General features: G+C 73.6%; 17 protein-coding genes. 9 read left to right on the top strand and 8 right to left on the bottom strand.

All coding sequences use genetic code 11. From position 1 onward, the window contains the following. Positions 1-41: 41 nt before the first annotated feature. Entirely contained in the window at positions 42-1,862 is a 1,821-nt protein-coding gene (locus ACFUEL_RS17805; RefSeq protein ID WP_380237233.1) for an NHL domain-containing thioredoxin family protein, read from the bottom strand. A 330-nt stretch (positions 1,863-2,192) separates the two neighbouring features. Further along, entirely contained in the window at positions 2,193-2,798 is a 606-nt protein-coding gene (locus tag ACFUEL_RS17800; RefSeq protein ID WP_380237232.1) for a hypothetical protein, read from the bottom strand. A 180-nt stretch (positions 2,799-2,978) separates the two neighbouring features. On the opposite strand from ACFUEL_RS17800, the gene ACFUEL_RS17795 reads away from it, so the two are divergent. Further along, the gene (locus ACFUEL_RS17795; protein WP_380237230.1) at positions 2,979-4,142 is read left to right on the top strand and encodes a hypothetical protein; all 1,164 of its coding nucleotides are present in this window, start codon (positions 2,979-2,981) and stop codon (positions 4,140-4,142) included. A gap of 34 nt (positions 4,143-4,176) precedes the next feature. On the opposite strand, the gene ACFUEL_RS17790 is transcribed toward ACFUEL_RS17795, so the two are convergent. Next, complete coding sequence (locus ACFUEL_RS17790; protein WP_380237229.1) at positions 4,177-4,872, bottom strand: phosphotransferase; 696 nt, start codon at positions 4,870-4,872, stop codon at positions 4,177-4,179. Beyond that, positions 4,869-5,099 (bottom strand): hypothetical protein, encoded by a 231-nt coding sequence (locus ACFUEL_RS17785; RefSeq protein WP_380237228.1) that lies wholly within the window; start codon positions 5,097-5,099, stop codon positions 4,869-4,871. Before ACFUEL_RS17785 ends, ACFUEL_RS17790 begins: the two co-directional genes overlap by 4 nt. Positions 5,100-5,192: 93 nt before the next feature. On the opposite strand from ACFUEL_RS17785, the gene ACFUEL_RS17780 reads away from it, so the two are divergent. From ACFUEL_RS17780 to ACFUEL_RS17770, 3 genes are all read left to right on the top strand, one after another. After that, a complete protein-coding gene (locus ACFUEL_RS17780; RefSeq protein WP_380237227.1) occupies positions 5,193-5,981 on the top strand; it encodes an aminoglycoside 3'-phosphotransferase in 789 nt (262 codons plus the stop codon). A 69-nt stretch (positions 5,982-6,050) separates the two neighbouring features. After that, on the top strand, positions 6,051-6,542 hold the full coding sequence (locus tag ACFUEL_RS17775; protein ID WP_380237226.1) for an LURP-one-related/scramblase family protein: 492 nt from the start codon (positions 6,051-6,053) through the stop codon (positions 6,540-6,542). A 124-nt stretch (positions 6,543-6,666) separates the two neighbouring features. Continuing rightward, complete coding sequence (locus ACFUEL_RS17770) at positions 6,667-7,089, top strand: DUF350 domain-containing protein (protein ID WP_380237224.1); 423 nt, start codon at positions 6,667-6,669, stop codon at positions 7,087-7,089. A gap of 19 nt (positions 7,090-7,108) precedes the next feature. Here ACFUEL_RS17770 and ACFUEL_RS17765 read toward each other — a convergent pair whose 3' ends face one another. Beyond that, positions 7,109-7,702, bottom strand: a complete 594-nt coding sequence (locus tag ACFUEL_RS17765) for a GNAT family N-acetyltransferase (RefSeq protein ID WP_380237222.1) — start codon at positions 7,700-7,702, stop codon at positions 7,109-7,111. Between the two features lie 178 nt (positions 7,703-7,880). Next, positions 7,881-9,164 carry an adenylosuccinate synthase gene (locus tag ACFUEL_RS17760; RefSeq protein WP_380237221.1) on the bottom strand — a complete coding sequence of 428 codons (1,284 nt, stop codon included), beginning with the start codon at positions 9,162-9,164 and terminating at the stop codon, positions 7,881-7,883. Positions 9,165-9,290: 126 nt separating this feature from the next. Here ACFUEL_RS17760 and ACFUEL_RS17755 point away from each other — a divergent pair, with 126 nt between their 5' ends. From ACFUEL_RS17755 to purM, 3 genes are all read left to right on the top strand, one after another. Then, the gene (locus ACFUEL_RS17755; protein ID WP_380237220.1) at positions 9,291-10,106 is read left to right on the top strand and encodes a diacylglycerol kinase; all 816 of its coding nucleotides are present in this window, start codon (positions 9,291-9,293) and stop codon (positions 10,104-10,106) included. Between the two features lie 193 nt (positions 10,107-10,299). Next, complete coding sequence (gene purF / locus ACFUEL_RS17750; RefSeq protein WP_380237218.1) at positions 10,300-11,880, top strand: amidophosphoribosyltransferase; 1,581 nt, start codon at positions 10,300-10,302, stop codon at positions 11,878-11,880. Positions 11,881-11,948: 68 nt separating this feature from the next. Continuing rightward, on the top strand, positions 11,949-13,025 hold the full coding sequence (gene purM, locus ACFUEL_RS17745; RefSeq protein ID WP_380237217.1) for a phosphoribosylformylglycinamidine cyclo-ligase: 1,077 nt from the start codon (positions 11,949-11,951) through the stop codon (positions 13,023-13,025). Positions 13,026-13,161: 136 nt separating this feature from the next. Here the strand turns inward: purM and ACFUEL_RS17740 are convergent, their stop codons facing one another. Beyond that, positions 13,162-13,401 carry a DUF3073 domain-containing protein gene (locus ACFUEL_RS17740; protein WP_033217334.1) on the bottom strand — a complete coding sequence of 80 codons (240 nt, stop codon included), beginning with the start codon at positions 13,399-13,401 and terminating at the stop codon, positions 13,162-13,164. A gap of 371 nt (positions 13,402-13,772) precedes the next feature. Beyond that, entirely contained in the window at positions 13,773-14,915 is a 1,143-nt protein-coding gene (locus tag ACFUEL_RS17735) for a Glu/Leu/Phe/Val dehydrogenase dimerization domain-containing protein (RefSeq protein WP_380237216.1), read from the bottom strand. Positions 14,916-15,087: 172 nt separating this feature from the next. Here ACFUEL_RS17735 and ACFUEL_RS17730 point away from each other — a divergent pair, with 172 nt between their 5' ends. Beyond that, positions 15,088-15,990, top strand: coding sequence for a hypothetical protein (locus tag ACFUEL_RS17730; RefSeq protein WP_380237215.1), 903 nt, complete (start codon positions 15,088-15,090; stop codon positions 15,988-15,990). 486 nt (positions 15,991-16,476) lie between these two features. Further along, complete coding sequence (gene bldC / locus ACFUEL_RS17725; RefSeq protein WP_030459248.1) at positions 16,477-16,683, top strand: developmental transcriptional regulator BldC; 207 nt, start codon at positions 16,477-16,479, stop codon at positions 16,681-16,683. Positions 16,684-16,777 lie beyond the last annotated feature (94 nt).

The raw sequence follows: 16,777 nt of genomic DNA, 5'->3' as shown, positions 1-16,777 counted from the left end.
GACGACGGGGGCGGGCCCGCGGGCCCGCCCCCGTCCGCGTCTCACTCCATCCCGGCCAGCACCAGCGGCAGCCGGCTCGCACCGCCCGCCACCAGCCGCACCGGCACGCCCCAGTCCTGCTGGTGCACGTGGCAGGCCGGGTACTCGACCGCCGGGTCGTCGTCGCAGGATGCCGCCATCGCCGAGACGTGCAGCACGCCCTCGGCCACCTCGCCGGAGAGCACCAGCTCGCGGCTGAGCGCGCTGTCCGCGCCCGCGCCGGACACCAGCAGCTCCGGCGGCGTCGCACTGACCAGCAGCCGGGTCGACGGGCCGTAGCGCTCGTCCAGCTTCTGGCCGGTCGGCGCGGAGAACACCACGTCCAGCCGCAGCGCGCCCGGGGCGACCTCGGTCGCGGCCCGCTGCGTACGGTGCGCCACCGCCTCCACCCGGACGGCCTCCTCGGGCAGCCGCAGCCTGGTCAGCCGGTGCCGGGCCGACTCCACCACCACGATGTCGCCGTCCACCACCACCGCGCCGGACGGCTCGCGCAGGTCGGTCGCCAGCGTGCTGACCTCGCCGGACGCCGGGTCGTAGCGGCGCAGCGCGTGGTTGTAGGTGTCGCTGACCGCCACCGAGCCGTCCGGCAGCACCGTCACGCCCAACGGGTGCTGCAGCAGGGCCTGTTCGGCCGCGCCGTCCCGGTGCCCGAAGTCGAACAGGCCGGTGCCGACGGCGGTGCGCACCTCGTGGGAGCCGCGGGAGACCCAGCGCAGCGCCGAGGTCTCCGAGTCGGCCACCCACAGCCGCTCGCCGTCCGCGGACACCGCCAGGCCGGACGGCTGGGCGAACCACGCCTCGCCGGCCGGGCCGTCCACCAGGCCCTCGTTGGTGGTGCCCGCCGCGACGCCGACCGTCCCGGCCACCGGGTCGAAGGACCACAGCTGGTGCACGCCCGCCATCGCGACCCACACCCGGCCGTCGAAGAACGCCACGTCCCACGGCGAGGACAGGTCCACCCCGCGGGCCGGGCCCGAGGTCGGCGAACCCTGCCACCACTGCCGGCCGGTGCCGGCCAGCGTGGTCACCGAGCCGTCCGCGAGCCGCACCCCGCGCAGCGCGTGGTTCACCGTGTCGGCCACCACCACGTCGTAGCCCAGGTCGAGCTCCTCCGGCACCAGCGCCAGGCCCTGCGGCTCGCTGAACCGCGGCTCGGCGCCGTCCACCAGCCCGCGCACCCCGTCGCCGATCCGGCGCAGCACCGTCTCGCCGTCCGCGTCCAGCTCCACCAGCGCGTGGTGCCCCGAGTCCGCGACCAGGTAGTGCCCGTCCGGCAGCCGCACCGCCTTCCCCGGGAACCGCAGGTCACCGGCCTGCGGCTCGGGCGCCACGTACGGCCCGTCGCCGCGCCGCAGCGTCCCCTTCGCCGCGTGCTCCGCCTCCAGCTCCTCCACCAGCTTCGCGATCGCGTGCGCGTGCCCCTCCCCGGCGTGCTGCGCGACCACGTACCCCTCCGGGTCGATCACCACCAGTGTCGGCCAGGCCCGCACCGCGTACTGCTTCCACGTCACCAGCTCCGGATCGTCCAGCACCGGGTGGTGCACCTCGTACCGGGCCACCGCGTCGACCACCGCCCGGTGGTCGGCCTCGTGGACGAACTTCGGCGAGTGCACGCCGACGATCACCACGGTGTCCCGGTGCCGCTCCTCCAACTCCCGGAGTTCGTCCAGGACGTGGAGGCAGTTGATGCAGCAGAAGGTCCAGAAGTCCGCGATCACGATCTTGCCGCGGAAGTCGGCCAGGGACAGGTCCTTGCCCCCGGTGTTCAGCCATCCGCCCTTGCCCACCAGTTCGGGGGCGCGGACGCGTGCACGAGAAGTCATGGCCCCAGTCAACCTCATCGCGCCGTGGCAGCACTCCGCCCCTGCCCACCGGTTCGGGGGCGCGGACGCGTGCACGAGAAGTCATGGCCCCAGTCAATCCCGTCGCGCCGTGGCAGCACTCCGTGCGGGAGCCCGACGGGAACCCGACGGAAGAAGAGCCGGCGGTGGACGGGGAGCATCCGGCGGGACCGGAGGGGGCGGCGGCTGTACGCGCCGGCGCCGGCGGACGTGGTGCGGGCGGCGGTCTACGGGCGGGACCCGAGCTGCAACCGCTGCTACCTCGACGCGGCGATGAACGCGCCCACGCTGCCGTGAGCGCCCCAGGTGCCTTCAGCGGGCCGGGCGGGCCGGGTGGGGGGCGGTGGTGCGCAGGGTGATCCGGGCCCAGCCGGTGAGAGCGAGGGCGATCAGGGCGAGGTCCGGGACGGGGAAGGGGTCGTCCCAGTTGCTGCGCTCGGCGGAGGCGGGGGGCAGCCAGCCGGCCGGGTCCACCAGGAGGGTCAGCGTGATGCCGAGGTCGGACGGGCCGCAGTGGGGAGCGACCGGGTGCGTCAGCGGGCGCCCGTCGGTACGTCGGACGTCGCAGACCCAGGACGGCCCGGAGAACAGGCCGTCCGTGCGGTGCGCCCCCGTCACGGTGGCCTCGACGGGCACGCCCCGGTGGTACCACAGCTGGTCGGTGAGCAGCCGGCCCGGCACCAGCAGCAGCGCGAACCCGCACAGCCCGGCCGCCGTCGTCCGCGCCCAGCCCGCCCGCAGCGCGGCCAGCCCGAGCAGGGAGGCGGCCAGCACGGCGAGGCCCGCCGCGGCGCAGACGTCCTCGTGGCCCGCGCCGGTGCTCAGCAGGTCCAGGCCGGCCAGGGCGAGCGGGGCGGCGACGGCGAGCAGCACGCCCGTCCGGTGCCGGTGGCGGTCGGGCACCCGGGGGAATCGCATCGTCGCTCCTGACGGTTCGCGGTGTCACGGACGGACTGCGGATGCTTCGACCCCAACCCGCCACCTTCGCAGGACGGTTCGGACCCGCAGCCGGTTCCGGGCGCGGGCACCGCCCACCCGGTGCGAGCACTGCCCACCCGGTGCGGGCCCGCCGCCGGGGCTCTGGCGCGATCACCCGCCGTGAGGAACGAACTGCTCCGACGCTGGACGCTGGTGGACAAGGTGCACCGGGTGCTCCTGGCGGTCGGCTGCGTGGTCGTGTGCCTGCCGTACATGAGCGGTGGCGCGACGGTGCTGCCGCCCGCCGCCGGGGCGATCACCGGGACGTACGCCCTGCGGTGGCTGTGGGCGGGCTACCTGGCCGGACCGGGGCGGTGGTTCGGGCTGCGGCCGGGCGGCTGGTCGTTCGGCGTCGGGGCCGTGGTGCGCACCACGCTGGGGCGGAGCGGGCCGCGCTACCTGCGGCGGATCCCGCTGCCGGTGCTGGCTCCCGCCGGTCTCGGCACCCGGAGCGGGGCGCCGCTGCGGCCGGGACGGCTGCTGGTCGTCCTGCTGCCGTTTCTCGGCGCCGCCGTGCTGCTCGCGGGGCTGCTGGCCCTGGCGGACGGCGGCTTCGGCCGGGCCGCCGCGGTGCTGGGCCTGCTCTGGGCGGTGCGGCCGGTGCTGCTGACGGCCGCGGTCAGCTCGGTCCCCACCGCCGGGAGCCCCCCCGCGGACCTGGCGGAGGTGCTGGCGACGCTCCAGCACGACGTGCCCGGGGCCCGCCGCCTGCTGGACGCCCTCCCGGACGGCCCCGACACCCGGAGGGCCGCCCTGAGCCTGCTGTTCGCCGAGGGCCGCTACCGCGAACTCACCGAACTGGCAGCGGAGTTCACCGCGGACGGGGACGAGTACACCGCCCTGCTGCGCGCCCGGGCGCTGGCCTACCTGGACGAGACGGGCGCCGCCACCGACGCCGACCGCGCCGCCTTCCACGCCCAGTACGCCGCGGCCCGCCGCCTGCCGCGCGAGCTACGCGCCGGCAGCGACCTGGAGGCCCTGCAGGAACTCGCCCTGGGCCGGAACGGACTGGCCATCGACGAGGCCCGTTCGGCCGCCGCCGTCGCCAGCCTCCCGCTGCGCCGCAGCATGGCGTACGCGACCCTGGCCCTGGCCCTGCACCGCGCGGGCCGCCCCGAAGAGGCCCGCACCGCGCTGATGACGGCCCGCAGGACCGGCCCGGCGAGCGCCCGGCTGGACTTCCTGACCGACCTGCTCGCCGAAGCCGAAGCCGAAGCCGAAGCCGAAGCCGCAGCCGGAACCGCAGCCGCAGCCGCAGCCGAGTCCGGGCCGGCGAGCGCCTGACCGCCCCACCCGCTACCCCGCCGCCCGCCGCCCGCTACCCCGCCGTCTCCGCCGCGCAGGCGCGGACCAGGGCGACGGCCGCGTCCAGCCGCTCGTGGGCCGCGGCGTCGAGGGCCGGGTCGGCGGCGCGGCGGTCGCGGGCGGCGGCGAGGTGGTGGGCGGTGAGCGGGGGGAGGCCGTGCAGCAGGGGGACCAGGATGGCGGGGGCCGCCTCGGCGTACGCGGGCGGCATGCCGAGCAGGACCTGGGCGAGGATGAGGGCGCTCATCGCCCCGTCCAGGCCGGGGTCGCCCTCGGTGGCGTTGGCCCAGTCGATGACGACCGGTCCGCGTGCGGTGAGCAGGACGTTCTCGGGGTGCAGGTCGAGGTGGAGCAGCCGGTCGCCGGGCCGGGCGGCGGTGCGCGGCGGGACGGCGTGCAGGCGGCGCAGCAGGTCGGCGAGCAGTCGGCCGGCGTCGCCGGGGGAGAGCGCGCCGGTGGTGACGGCCTGCGCCAGGGTGGGGCCGTCGAGGCGTTCCATCAGCAGGTCGGCGGGCCGGTCGCCGGGCCACGCCGCGGGTACCGGGTACCCGTGCCGGGCGAGGTACGCCATCAGTTCGGCCTCGCCGCGGGCGTCGGCCGAGTCGCCGGCCTCCGCGCGGTAGCGGCGCAGCACCCGGCCGTCGGGCAGCGCGAAGACGTCGGCGGTGCGGCCGGTGCCGATGAGTTCGCCGGGCCCGGGGGCGCTCACGACCGGGCCGTCCGGACGAGGTCGAGCGCCTGGTGGAGGCTCAACCGATCGGGTTCGGCCAGTGCCCGGGTGACGACGATCGAATCGACCCAGCCCAGGCCCCGCGCCGTCAGCAGTTCCTGGACGGCGGACATGCCCGGTCCGGCCAGCACCGGCCGGCACTCCTCGACCAGCCGTTCCAGCTGTTCGGCCTTCTTCGCCGGCATGCCGTGGATGTTCTCGAACACGCTTCCCCCGTGAGTCCGTGCACCGGGCCGCGGCGTCCGCGCCGTCCGGAAAACCGGATGCCGCCGGCCCCGCCCCCGACCGACAATGGCGGAATGATCGCATACGTTCCCGAGGGTGACGCCGAAATTCCGGCCGCCGTCGTCGAGTTGGCCGCCGGCGAGCCGGTCACCGCGGTGTGGCGCAACCTGCTGGACGGCCTGACGTTCCGGTTGGGGGACGGGCCGGGGCGGCGGTTCGTGAAGTGGGCGCCGCCCGGCAGCGGGGTCGACTTCGCGGTCGAGGCCGAACGGCTGGGCTGGGCGGGGCGGTTCACCACCGTCCCGGAGGTGCTGGGGCTGGGCGGGGACGAGCACGGCAGCTGGCTGCTGACGGCCGGCCTGCCGGGGCGTTCGGCCGTGGACGAGGAGCTCAAGCGGGATCCGGCGACGGCGGTGCGGGCGGTCGGCGAGGGCCTGCGGGCCTTCCACGAGGCGCTGCCGGTGGCCGGCTGCCCGTACGACTGGTCGGCGCCGGGCCGGGTCGCCCGAGCCGTCGAGCTGCGCCGCGACCCGGCCCACTGGCACGAGGACGTGCGCCACCACGGCCCGGTGGACCGGGCGCTGGCGGTGCTCGCCGACCCGCCGCCGGTCGACGTCGAGGTGGTCTGCCACGGGGACGCCTGCGCGCCCAACACCCTGGTCGGCGCCGACGGCCGCTTCTCGGGCCACGTCGACCTGGGCGCCCTGGGCACCGCCGACCGCTGGGCGGACTTGGCGGTGGCCTCCTGGAGCACGGTGTGGAACTACGGTCCGGGCTGGGAGCGCGCCCTGCTGGAGGCGTACGGCGTCGAGCCGGACGTCGAACGGATCGACTACTACCGCCTGTTGTGGGACTTGACCTAGCAGCCGGTGGCACCATGTCGGGTGCCGCCCGACGGCGGGCCGGCGAGCACCAGACGAGGAGTCGGGGACATGGGTCGGAAGTTCGTGGTCAAGGAGCGCCTGTTCGCGGTCGGCGACGACTACTGGGTCGAGGACGAGCACGGCGAGAAGGCGTTCCTGGTGGACGGCAAGGTGCTGCGGGTGCGCGACACCTTCGAACTGCAGGACACCGCGGGCAACACGGTCGCCACCATCCGGGAGAAGGTGCTGACCGTCCGCGACGCGATGAAGATCGAGAACGCGGACGGGGACGTGGTCGCGACCGTCCGCAAGAAGCTGTTCACCCCGTTCCACGACAAGTACCACGTGGAGCTGGAGAACGGCGGCGAGTACGAGGTGCACGGCGACCTGATCGACAAGGAGTACACCGTCAAGGGCGACGGCCACCGCCTCGCCGAGATCTCCCGCAAGTGGTTCCGGATCCGCGACACCTACGGCGTGGAGGTCGAGGACGGCGTCGACGTCCCGCTGATGATCGCGATCGCGGTCTGCCTGGACCGCCTGGTCGAGCACAACGACTAGGACCTGGTGCGACGGCCGGTACAACGAGTGGGGCACGGCCCCCGCCCGCGCCCGCCCCGTGCGCTATGTTGTGCCGGTCCTCGGCACGGGGCCGGCGAGCGGACGGGCAGGAGGGGCGGGGCCGATGAACGACATCCTTCACCAGTTGGGGTACGCGGCGGCGTACGGCGCGGTCGGCCTGGTGCTGCTGCTGCTCGGGGTGCTGCTGGTGGACGCGCTGACGCCGGGCCGGCTGGGCCACCAGATCTGGATCGAGCGCAACCGCAACGCGGCCGTGGTGCTCAGCTCGGCGCTGCTGGCGATCGGCGCGATCGTGTTCACCGCGGTGATGTCGACCTACCAGGAGTTCGGCAAGGGCCTGGCCGCGGCCGCCGTGTTCGGCCTGTTCGGCCTGCTGCTGATGGCGGTCTCGTTCTGGGTGCTGGACCTGGTCACCCCGGGCAGGCTGGGCGAGCTGCTGGTCGACCCCGAGCCGCACCCGGCGGTCTGGGTGACCGCCTCCACCAACCTGGCCGTGGCGGCGATCGTCTCCGCCGCCATCTACTGACCCGCCCCGCGCGAGGGGTTCAGCCCGCCGCCAGCCGCTCGGTCAGCCGGGCCCGGGCGGCGGGCCACTCGTCGGCCAGCATCGAGAAGTACACGCTGTCGCGCCAGCTGCCGTCCGGCCGCCGCTTGGACCGCCGGAAGGTGCCCTCGTAGCTGGCGCCGAGCCGCCGGATCGCGTTCTGCGAGCGCTCGTTGAGGTGGTCGGTCTTCCAGCAGACCCGGCCCATGCCGAGGTCCTCGAAGGCGTGCCGGAGCAGCAGCAGCTTGGCCTCGGTGTTGACCGCCGTCCGCCACACCGCGCGGCCGTACCAGGTGCCGCCGATCTCCAACTGCTCCTCCTCGGCGCTGGCGTCGAAGTAGCAGCTCACCCCGACCGCCCGGCCGCTCCCCACCGCCACCACCGCGAACGGCGTGCAGGCCCGGTCGGCGAGCCGGGCGTCGATGACCCCGGCCATCTCCGCCTCGGTGCGCGGCACGGGCACCGGGATCCACCGCCAGACCTCTTCGTCCCCGCCGCCGGCCGCGAACAGCTCGGGCACGTGGGCGCGGGTCAGCGGCTCCAGCCGGACGTGCCGGCCGGTGAGGACGACGGGTGCGGGCAGTTTCGCGGTCATGCGCACCACGGTAGGGCCAGATTGCACCAGTGGCAACCTCGTTATGCACTAGTGCAATGGTGCCGGGGCGTGCGAAAGGCCCGGCACGCCCGCGTGCGAGCGGGAGCGCCGGGCCTGGTGCGCCGCGTCCTGCCGGAATTCCGGAACCCCGGAACCCCGGAGCGCCGGAAATCCGGAACTACAGGAAGGAGTTGATCTGGATGGTCTCGGTCCGGCCGGGGCCGACGCCGATCGCCGAGATCGGGGCGCCGGACATCTCCTCCAGCGCCTTCACGTACGCCTGGGCGTTCTTCGGCAGGTCGCCGAAGGTCTGCGCCTTCGAGATGTCCTCGCTCCAGCCGGGCAGGTTCTCGTAGACCGGCTTGGCGTGGTGGAAGTCCGACTGGTTGTACGGGAGTTCCTCGACCCGCTTGCCGTCGATCTCGTACGCCACGCAGACCGGGATCTGCTCCCAGCCGGTCAGCACGTCCAGCTTGGTGAGGAAGAAGTCGGTCAGGCCGTTGACCCGGGTCGCGTAGCGGGCGATCACCGCGTCGAACCAGCCGCAGCGCCGGTCGCGGCCGGTGGTGACGCCGCGCTCGCCGCCGATCCGGCGCAGCGCGTCGCCGTCGGCGTCCAGCAGCTCGGTCGGGAACGGGCCCGAGCCGACCCGGGTGGTGTACGCCTTCAGGATGCCGATGACCCGGTCGATCTTGGTCGGGCCGATGCCGGAACCGGTGCAGGCGCCGCCGGAGGTCGGGTTCGAGGAGGTGACGAACGGGTACGTGCCGTGGTCGACGTCCAGCAGGGTGCCCTGGCCGCCCTCCAGCAGGACGACCTTGTTCGCCTTCAGCGCCTCGTCCAGGACGAGGGTGGTGTCGGCCAGGTACGGCTTGATCTTGTCCGCGTAGCCCAGGTACTCCTCGAGCACCAGCTCGGCCGGGATCGCGCGCCGGTTGTAGAGCTTGACCAGCAGCTGGTTCTTGTCGTGCAGCGCGGCTTCGATCTTCTGGCGCAGGATCGACTCGTCGAACAGGTCCTGGACCCGGATGCCGACGCGGTTGATCTTGTCGGCGTAGGCGGGGCCGATGCCGCGGCCGGTGGTGCCGATCCGGCGCTTGCCGAGGAAGCGCTCGGTGACCTTGTCCAGCGTCCGGTGGTACGGGGTGATCAGGTGGGCGTTGCCGGAGATCAGCAGCTTCGAGGTGTCGATGCCGCGCTCGTCCAGGCCCTTGAGCTCGGAGAGCAGCACGCCCGGGTCGATCACGACGCCGTTGCCGATCACCGGCACGACGTTGGGGCTGAGGATGCCGGAGGGCAGCAGGTGCAGGGCGTACTTCTGGTCGCCGATGACCACCGTGTGACCGGCGTTGTTGCCGCCCTGGTAGCGGACGACGTAGTCGACGGAGCCGCCGAGGAGGTCGGTGGCCTTCCCCTTGCCCTCGTCTCCCCACTGGGCACCAACGAGCACGAGTGCCGGCACAGGCGTACACCCCTTCCGGTTGGGGCATCCTGCGTAGACCGCAGTCTGGCCCGAGATGGACGAAGCCCCTGGCGCAATGGCGCAAGGGGCTCTTGCACCGAGAGATTACCTGAGGAAGGACCGGTCGTGTCGTCGCTGTCCACGCCCGTATCCCGCCCCCCGGACGACGCCGGGGGCACCGGGCCGCTGCTGGTGCTGCTCGACCCGTCGGCCCGGGAGGCCGACGGCGAGTCGGTGCGGATCGCCAAGGACGTGCTGTGCGGCGGCGCCGACGTGAAGGTCGCGCTGCCGCAGAGCCCGTCCGAGCTCGACCGGGTGCTCGCGCACCGGGGGCGGCGGCGGGCCGTGGTGATCGGCTCCGACCAGGCGCTGCAGCGGGTGCTGCAGGCCCTGCACCGGCAGCGCGAACTGGACAGCGACCCGGTGGGCCTGGTGCCGGTCGGCGGCCCGGTCAGCACCGCCACCGCCCGGCTGCTGGGGGTGCCCGCCGAGCCGGTCGCGGCCGCCCGCGCGGTGCTGGCCGGCGCGGCCCGCCGGCTGGACCTGCTGCTGGACGACGGCGGCGGCGTGGTGCTGGCCGAAGTGCGCTTCACCGGGCCGCGCCAGGGCCGACCGGGTGGTTGGCGTTCGCTATGGGCGAAATTGGCTGCGGCCGAGCAGGCGAGCCCCCACGCGCCGGAGGAACTGCGGATCGAGGCCGACGGCCGACTGCTGGCCGACGTCCACCAGCGGGTGCGCCACCTGCGGGTGGCGGTGGTCGACGGCGGGATGGAGCTCGCCCTGGACCTCGACGGCAGCCCGCAGAGCCACCGGGCCGGCCGGCTCACCGTCGTCGGGCGGGACTTCGGCTACGAGGCGGACGGCTGCCCGGTCGGCCCGGTCCGCCACCGCACCTGGACGGTCCGCCCGGAGTCCTGGCGGCTGCTGCTGCCCGCCGCCTGAGCCCGCCGGGCCCTCCCGGTCACCCAGGGTGAGCAGGCTCACGTTCACCCGCCCGTCCGCCGTGCGAAGGCCCGATGACAAGGGCGTGAAGGTGCCCGCGCGCCGGACGAAGAGCTGGTAAGAGGCGGTGTCTACGCGCGTACCAGGAGGCTGCCATCAGGCCGTTCGCCCCGGCTGCCCTAGACTCGGAGACGTGCCACGTGGTGACGGACGACTCAACCACGACCTCCTCCCCGGCGAGAAGGGCCCCCAGGACGCTTGCGGCGTCTTCGGTGTCTGGGCTCCCGGCGAAGAGGTCGCGAAGCTCACGTACTTCGGCCTCTATGCCCTGCAGCACCGCGGACAGGAATCCGCGGGCATCGCAGTGAGCAACGGCTCCCAGATTCTCGTCTTCAAGGACATGGGACTCGTCTCCCAGGTCTTCGACGAGACCTCGCTGGGGTCGTTGCACGGGCATATCGCCGTCGGACATGCCCGCTACTCGACCACCGGGTCCTCGGTCTGGGAGAACGCCCAGCCGACCTTCCGCGCGACCGTCCACGGTTCGCTGGCCCTCGGCCACAACGGAAACCTGGTCAACACCGCCGAACTCGCGGCGAAGGTCGCCGAACTGCCGGGCGAGGAGCACGTCTCCCGCTCCGGCCGGACGGCGGCCACCAACGACACCGACCTGCTGACCGCCCTGCTCGCGGGCCACCCGGACCTCACCATCGAGGAGACGGCCCGCAAGGTCCTGCCGGACGTCAAGGGCGCCTTCTCGCTGGTCTTCATGGACGAGCACACGCTCTACGCCGCCCGCGACCCGCAGGGCATCCGCCCGCTGGTGCTCGGCCGGATCGAGCGCGGCTGGGTGGTGGCCTCCGAGACCTCCGCCCTCGACATCGTCGGCGCCAGCTTCATCCGCGAGGTGGAGCCCGGCGAGCTGATCGCCATCGACGAGAACGGCATGCGCACCTCGCGCTTCGCCGAGGCCAAGCCCAAGGGCTGCGTCTTCGAGTACGTCTACCTGGCCCGCCCGGACACCACCATCGCCGGTCGCAACGTGCACCTCTCCCGGGTGGAGATGGGCCGCAAGCTGGCCGCCGAGGCCCCGGTCGAGGCCGACCTGGTGATAGCGACGCCCGAGTCCGGCACCCCCGCCGCGATCGGCTACGCCGAGGCCAGCGGCATCCCGTTCGGCTCCGGCCTGGTGAAGAACGCCTACGTGGGCCGCACCTTCATCCAGCCCAACCAGACCATCCGCCAGCTCGGCATCCGGCTCAAGCTGAACCCGCTCAAGGAGGTCATCCGGGGCAAGCGCCTGGTGGTCGTGGACGACTCGATCGTCCGCGGCAACACCCAGCGCGCGCTGGTCCGGATGCTCCGCGAGGCCGGCGCCGCCGAGGTCCACATCCGGATCTCCTCGCCGCCGGTGAAGTGGCCGTGCTTCTTCGGCATCGACTTCGCCACCCGCGCCGAGCTGATCGCCAACGGCCTGTCGGTCGACGAGATCGGCCGCTCGCTGGGCGCCGACTCGCTGGCCTACATCTCGATCGACGGGATGATCGAGGCCACCAAGCAGCCCAAGGACCAGCTCTGCCGGGCCTGCTTCGACGGCGAGTACCCGATGGAGCTGCCCGACCCGGCGCTGCTCGGCAAGCTCCTGCTCGAAGCGGAGATCGCCGGCGGCCAGGCCAAGCAGCCCGTCCGCGGCGGCAAGCAGACCAGCGACCTCGACGGCGTGCAGGCGCTGCTGGGCGGCGCCGGCGCGGCGGACGCGCTGCGACGCCCGTAACCGTGCGCACCGCCCCCGGCCCGGGTGCCGGGGGCGGCGGTACCACCACTTCGAAAGGGCCACACCAGGTGACCAGCAACGAGACCGGGGCGACCTACGCCGCCGCGGGTGTCGACATCGAGGCCGGCGACCGTGCCGTCGAGCTGATGAAGCAGTGGGTGAAGAAGAGCAACCGGCCCGAGGTGGTCGGCGGGCTCGGCGGCTTCGCCGGACTGTTCGACGCCTCCGCCTTCAAGCGCTACGAGCGTCCGCTGCTGGCCACCGCCACCGACGGCGTCGGCACCAAGGTCGCCATCGCCCAGGCCATGGACAAGCACGACACCATCGGCCACGACCTGGTCGCCATGGTCGTCGACGACCTGGTGGTGTGCGGCGCCGAGCCGCTGTTCATGACCGACTACATCTGCGTCGGCAAGGTCGTCCCGGAGCGGGTCGCCGCGATCGTCAAGGGCATCGCCGAGGGCTGCACGCTGGCCGGCTGCGCGCTGGTCGGCGGCGAGACCGCCGAGCACCCGGGCCTGCTCGGCCCGGACGAGTACGACGTCGCGGGCGCCGGCACCGGCGTGGTCGAGGCGGACGCGCTGCTCGGCCCGGACCGGGTCCGCGCGGGCGACGTGGTGATCGCGATGGCCGCCTCCGGCCTGCACTCCAACGGCTACTCGCTGGTCCGGCACGTGCTGCTGAACCAGGCCGGCTGGTCGCTGGACCGCCGGGTCGAGGAGTTCGGCCGCACCCTCGGCGAGGAGCTGCTGGAGCCCACCCGGATCTACTCGCTGGACTGCCTGGCGCTGGCCCGCGCCACCGAGGTGCACGCCTTCTCGCACGTCACCGGCGGCGGCCTGGCCGCCAACCTGGCCCGGGTCATCCCGGACGGGCTGCACGCCCGCCTGGACCGCGGCACCTGGTCGCCGCTGCCGGTGTTCCGCACCGTCGCCAAGGTCGGCGCGATGCAGACCCTGGAGATCGAGAAGACCCTGAACATGGGCGTCGGCATGGTCGCCGTCGTCCCGCCGGAGTCGGTCGACACCGTCCTCGCCGTCCTGGAGGACCGCGACGTGGAGGCGTGGCTGCTGGGCGACGTGGTCGAGCGCACCGACGAGCACGACGGCGGCGCCGCGCTGTACAACGCCTACGAGGCGTTCTGATCCGAGGCACGGCGATGGGCCCCGTCGCGCTGCGGCGGGGCCCACTCGTTCACCGGGGCGACGACCGACGGGCGGGGACGCCGAAAACCGGCCCGGCGCTCACGGGGAGCGCTCGGACCGGCCCGGTCGGAGAACGTCAGGCGCGGCGACGAGCCGGAGGGGTGTCCTCGTCGTCATCGTCGTCGTCGTTGTACCTGTCGGCGTACGCCGCGTAGGGGTCGTCCTCGTCGTCGTCCTCGATCGGCTCAGGCTCGATCGCGGTGGACGGAGATACACCCAGCTCGTGAGACAGACGGTTAGCGTCGAACCCGCCGCTGTTGTACTTCAGCTCGCGGGCGACCTTCGTCTGCTTGGCCTTGGCCCGGCCGCGCCCCATGGGTCGACCCCCTCAACGGTGGGGCTCACGGCCCCGAGTCTGACACGTGTTGATGATCAGGTCCGGCCTGCCCGAAGTGGGAAACCGTCCCTTGGAGCATTAACGGTACCTGTTTCCGCCGCCGGACGGTACGTCGCCGGTGTGACGTGGCGCGCACCCGAGCCCCCCCGAACCAGGTCCGCCCAGGTCAGAGGGGAATTACGGTGCTTTCGCAGGCTGTCCGGCACATGGCCGGACCCGTCGTTCCTACGGAGATTATCCCCCGAAGGGGGCTCGGTATCGCCCGATCGGGGGACGGATCTGAGAATCCGGTTCCACATCGTGATGCGCGGGGCCAGGGTGCCGGCCCCGCGCACCGCGGGCGGCCGCGGTCAGCCCCGGCGGGCCGCCGGGAGCAGCACCGAGCGCAGCGCGCTGATCTCGCGCATCCGCTTCTCGGCGAGCCGGTCGGCGGCCACCGCCGGGGGGACGCCGTCGGAGGCGGCCCGGGTGAAGATCTCCAGCGTGGTGTCGAAGATCTTCGCGGCCTTGTTCTTGGCCCGGTCGAAGTTGAAGCCCTCGATCTCGTCGGCGACCTGGATCACGCCGCCGGAGTTCACCAGGTAGTCCGGCGCGTAGAGGATGCCGCGGTCGGCGAGGTCCTTCTCCACGCCCGGGTGGGCGAGCTGGTTGTTGGCCGCGCCGCAGACCACCGAGGTGCCGGCCGCGCCGAGCGCGCCGACGGTGTCGTCGGTGAGCGCGCCGCCGAGCGCGCACGGGGCGTAGACGTCCAGCGCGGAGGCCAGCAGGGCGGCGGTGTCGGCCACCACCTCGACCTCCGGGTGGGCGGCCCGGACCCGGTTCACGGCGGCCTCGGAGACGTCCGTGACGACCACGGTGGCGCCGTCCGCGACCAGGTGGCCGACCAGGTAGTGGCCGACCTTGCCGACGCCCGCCACGCCGACCCGCCGGCCGCGCAGGGTGGGCTGGCCCCAGCGGGCCCGCGCGGAGGCGCGCATGCCCTGGAAGACGCCGAAGGCGGTCAGGATGGAGGAGTCCCCGGCGCCGCCGTGCTCGGGCGAGCGGCCGGTCACGAAGGAGGTCTCGCGGGCCACCACGTCCATGTCCTGGACGTAGGTGCCGACGTCGCAGGCGGTCACGTAGCGGCCGCGCAGCGACTCCACGAAGCGGCCGTAGGCGCGCAGCATCGCCTCGTTCTTGTCCCGGTCCGGGTCGCCGATGATGACGGCCTTGCCGCCGCCGAGGTCGAGCCCGGCGAGGGCGTTCTTGTAGCTCATCCCGCGGGAGAGGTTCAGCGCGTCCTGCAGCGCCTCCTCCTCGCTCCCGTACGGGAAGAAGCGGGTGCCGCCCAGGGCCGGGCCGAGGGCGGTGGAGTGGATGGCGATGATCGCCCTGAGGCCGGAGGAGCGGTCGTGGCAGAGCACGACCTGCTCGTGCCCCTCCCCCTCCTGGCCGGTGCCGAAGACTCGGCCCAGCACGCCCGGTGCGGGGTGCGTGGTGTGTACGTCGGTCACGGTGGTGACTCCAGTAAAGGATGGCCCGCGGCGGTGGTGCGGGCGTCTGGACGAAGCCTAGCCCCGGGATCGCCTTCGAATCTGCCCCTCGGAGGCCCCCGGAACCACAACGACCGAAGCCGTCCGCACGACACCCTGACGGCGGCGGGGGGCGCGTGCGAACATGCGGAGCGTGACCGCTTGGCGCACGACCGTGCTTCCTCCGTACACCGCGCAGCTGCGGGTCTACGAGCCGCTGGCCGCCTTCCCCGAGCCCGAGCGCGCCCGCTGGCAGGCGTACGCCGCCGAGCACGGCCCGGACGCCCTGGGGCCGGGGCAGCCGGTGACCGCGGCGGCGCTGGCCGAGCAGCGGGCCGCGCTGGCCGCGCTGGCGTCCCTGACGCCCCGTCCGCTGCCCGAGAAGGAGGACGAGCGGGCCTACCTGCGGGTGCTGGACGGGGTGACCTACGTGTGCCCCTGGACGACCCGGCTGCGCGGCTGGCTGGCCCTCCAGGAGCTCCGCCGGACGCTGCCCGCGCACCTGGTGGACACCGTGCTGCCGCCGGCCCTGCGGGCGGCCGGGGAGGCGGACCGGGAGCGCTGGCAGCAGGAGCACCCCGACGCCCGGCCGTGGATCGCCTCCAGCCGCTGGGAGGTGCCGCTGCGCTGGTTCCTGCCGTTCGGCGAGGAGGACCGGCAGCACGTGCCGGAGGGCGAGTACGGGTCGTCGGGGGAGGGCGAGCGGCCGGAACCGGCCGCGCTGTTCTACCTGACGCCGATGGTGCAGGCCCGCCGCCGGGTGGCCCGCGCGTACCGGGTGCTGCGGGAGCGGGCACCGGGCGGGCCGCTGGCGGACGGCGCGGAGGAGGTCGGGCGGTGGCTGGAGGAGTTCCACCCGCGCTCGCTGGTGGAGCTGGACTACGGCGGCCTGGCCAGGCTGCTGGGGCCGCGGGGGCTGGCCGGGGAGCGCTCGGTGGGCGAACTGGCGGACGGCCTCGGCGCCCTGCGGGCCGGCGACACCGACGCGGCGCTGCGGGCCTACGAGGGGCTGACGGCGCGCTGGCGGCGGGTACTGGCGCTGCGGCAGGCGTCCTGATCCGGCCGGGGCGGAACGCGGGCGGGGTGAGGGGGAGTCAGAAAATTGGCACTGGCCGGAGGGCGGTGCCGCGGGAGAGGATGGTCCATACCATTGGCACGGTTTCCGGGACCATGGTCCCGGATCGGGTCAATCCCCATGGAACGTGATACTACTCACCGTTGACGCGAACTCAGACCTATATGCCAAAATGGGACAACCAGCCCAAGCGCGTACAGGCGTGTCGCACCGTGACCGGACGTCACCACTGCGTGACTGTCCGCTATGGGGTGGTCCGGGGCCTTCCGTCGCTCTTGAACCCGTGAGGGGTCAATTTTGACGGTTTGGCCGATGGGGCTGGACGGATGGTGTAGTTGTAGACACCAGGACAAGCCGTTCGTCCTATAACCGACTCGGCCCGTCCGTGCCATTTCGGGCATCGCGGGCCAAGGTGCAGAATTTGAAGGATAGAACCGCCCTGGTTCGGTTCTCCCGAGGAGGCCGCTCATGACCGCTCGTACCCCTGACGCCGAGCCCCTGCTGACGCCGGCAGAGGTCGCCACCATGTTCCGCGTGGACCCGAAGACCGTGACCCGCTGGGCCAAGGCCGGCAAGCTCACGTCGATCAGGACCCTCGGCGGCCACCGCCGCTACCGCGAGGCGGAGGTGCGTGCCCTGCTGGCCGGTATTCCGGCCCAGCGCACCGAGGTCTGATCCCAGCACTTCCCTGGCAGCCCCCTGACTCCGCCGGGTCGGGGAGCCGCCGACAGCCGAAGGGCCGCCCCCTCCGACTCCGCCGGGTCGGAGG

This window comes from Kitasatospora sp. NPDC057198 (assembly GCF_042670125.1).
Taxonomy (GTDB): Bacteria; Actinomycetota; Actinomycetes; order Streptomycetales; family Streptomycetaceae; genus Kitasatospora.
This window is presented reverse-complemented; position numbering and strand designations above follow the sequence as displayed.

Bases quoted from the DNA above. Each gene is read 5' to 3' on its own strand.
- ACFUEL_RS17805 (WP_380237233.1), bottom strand. From the start codon at position 1,862: ATGACTTCTCGTGCACGCGTCCGCGCCCCCGAACTGGTGGGCAAGGGC.
- ACFUEL_RS17800 (WP_380237232.1), bottom strand. From the start codon at position 2,798: ATGCGATTCCCCCGGGTGCCCGACCGCCACCGGCACCGGACGGGCGTG.
- ACFUEL_RS17780 (WP_380237227.1), top strand. From the start codon at position 5,193: ATGATCGCATACGTTCCCGAGGGTGACGCCGAAATTCCGGCCGCCGTC.
- ACFUEL_RS17775 (WP_380237226.1), top strand. From the start codon at position 6,051: ATGGGTCGGAAGTTCGTGGTCAAGGAGCGCCTGTTCGCGGTCGGCGAC.
- ACFUEL_RS17770 (WP_380237224.1), top strand. From the start codon at position 6,667: ATGAACGACATCCTTCACCAGTTGGGGTACGCGGCGGCGTACGGCGCG.
- ACFUEL_RS17765 (WP_380237222.1), bottom strand. From the start codon at position 7,702: ATGACCGCGAAACTGCCCGCACCCGTCGTCCTCACCGGCCGGCACGTC.
- ACFUEL_RS17740 (WP_033217334.1), bottom strand. From the start codon at position 13,401: ATGGGGCGCGGCCGGGCCAAGGCCAAGCAGACGAAGGTCGCCCGCGAG.
- bldC (WP_030459248.1), top strand. From the start codon at position 16,477: ATGACCGCTCGTACCCCTGACGCCGAGCCCCTGCTGACGCCGGCAGAG.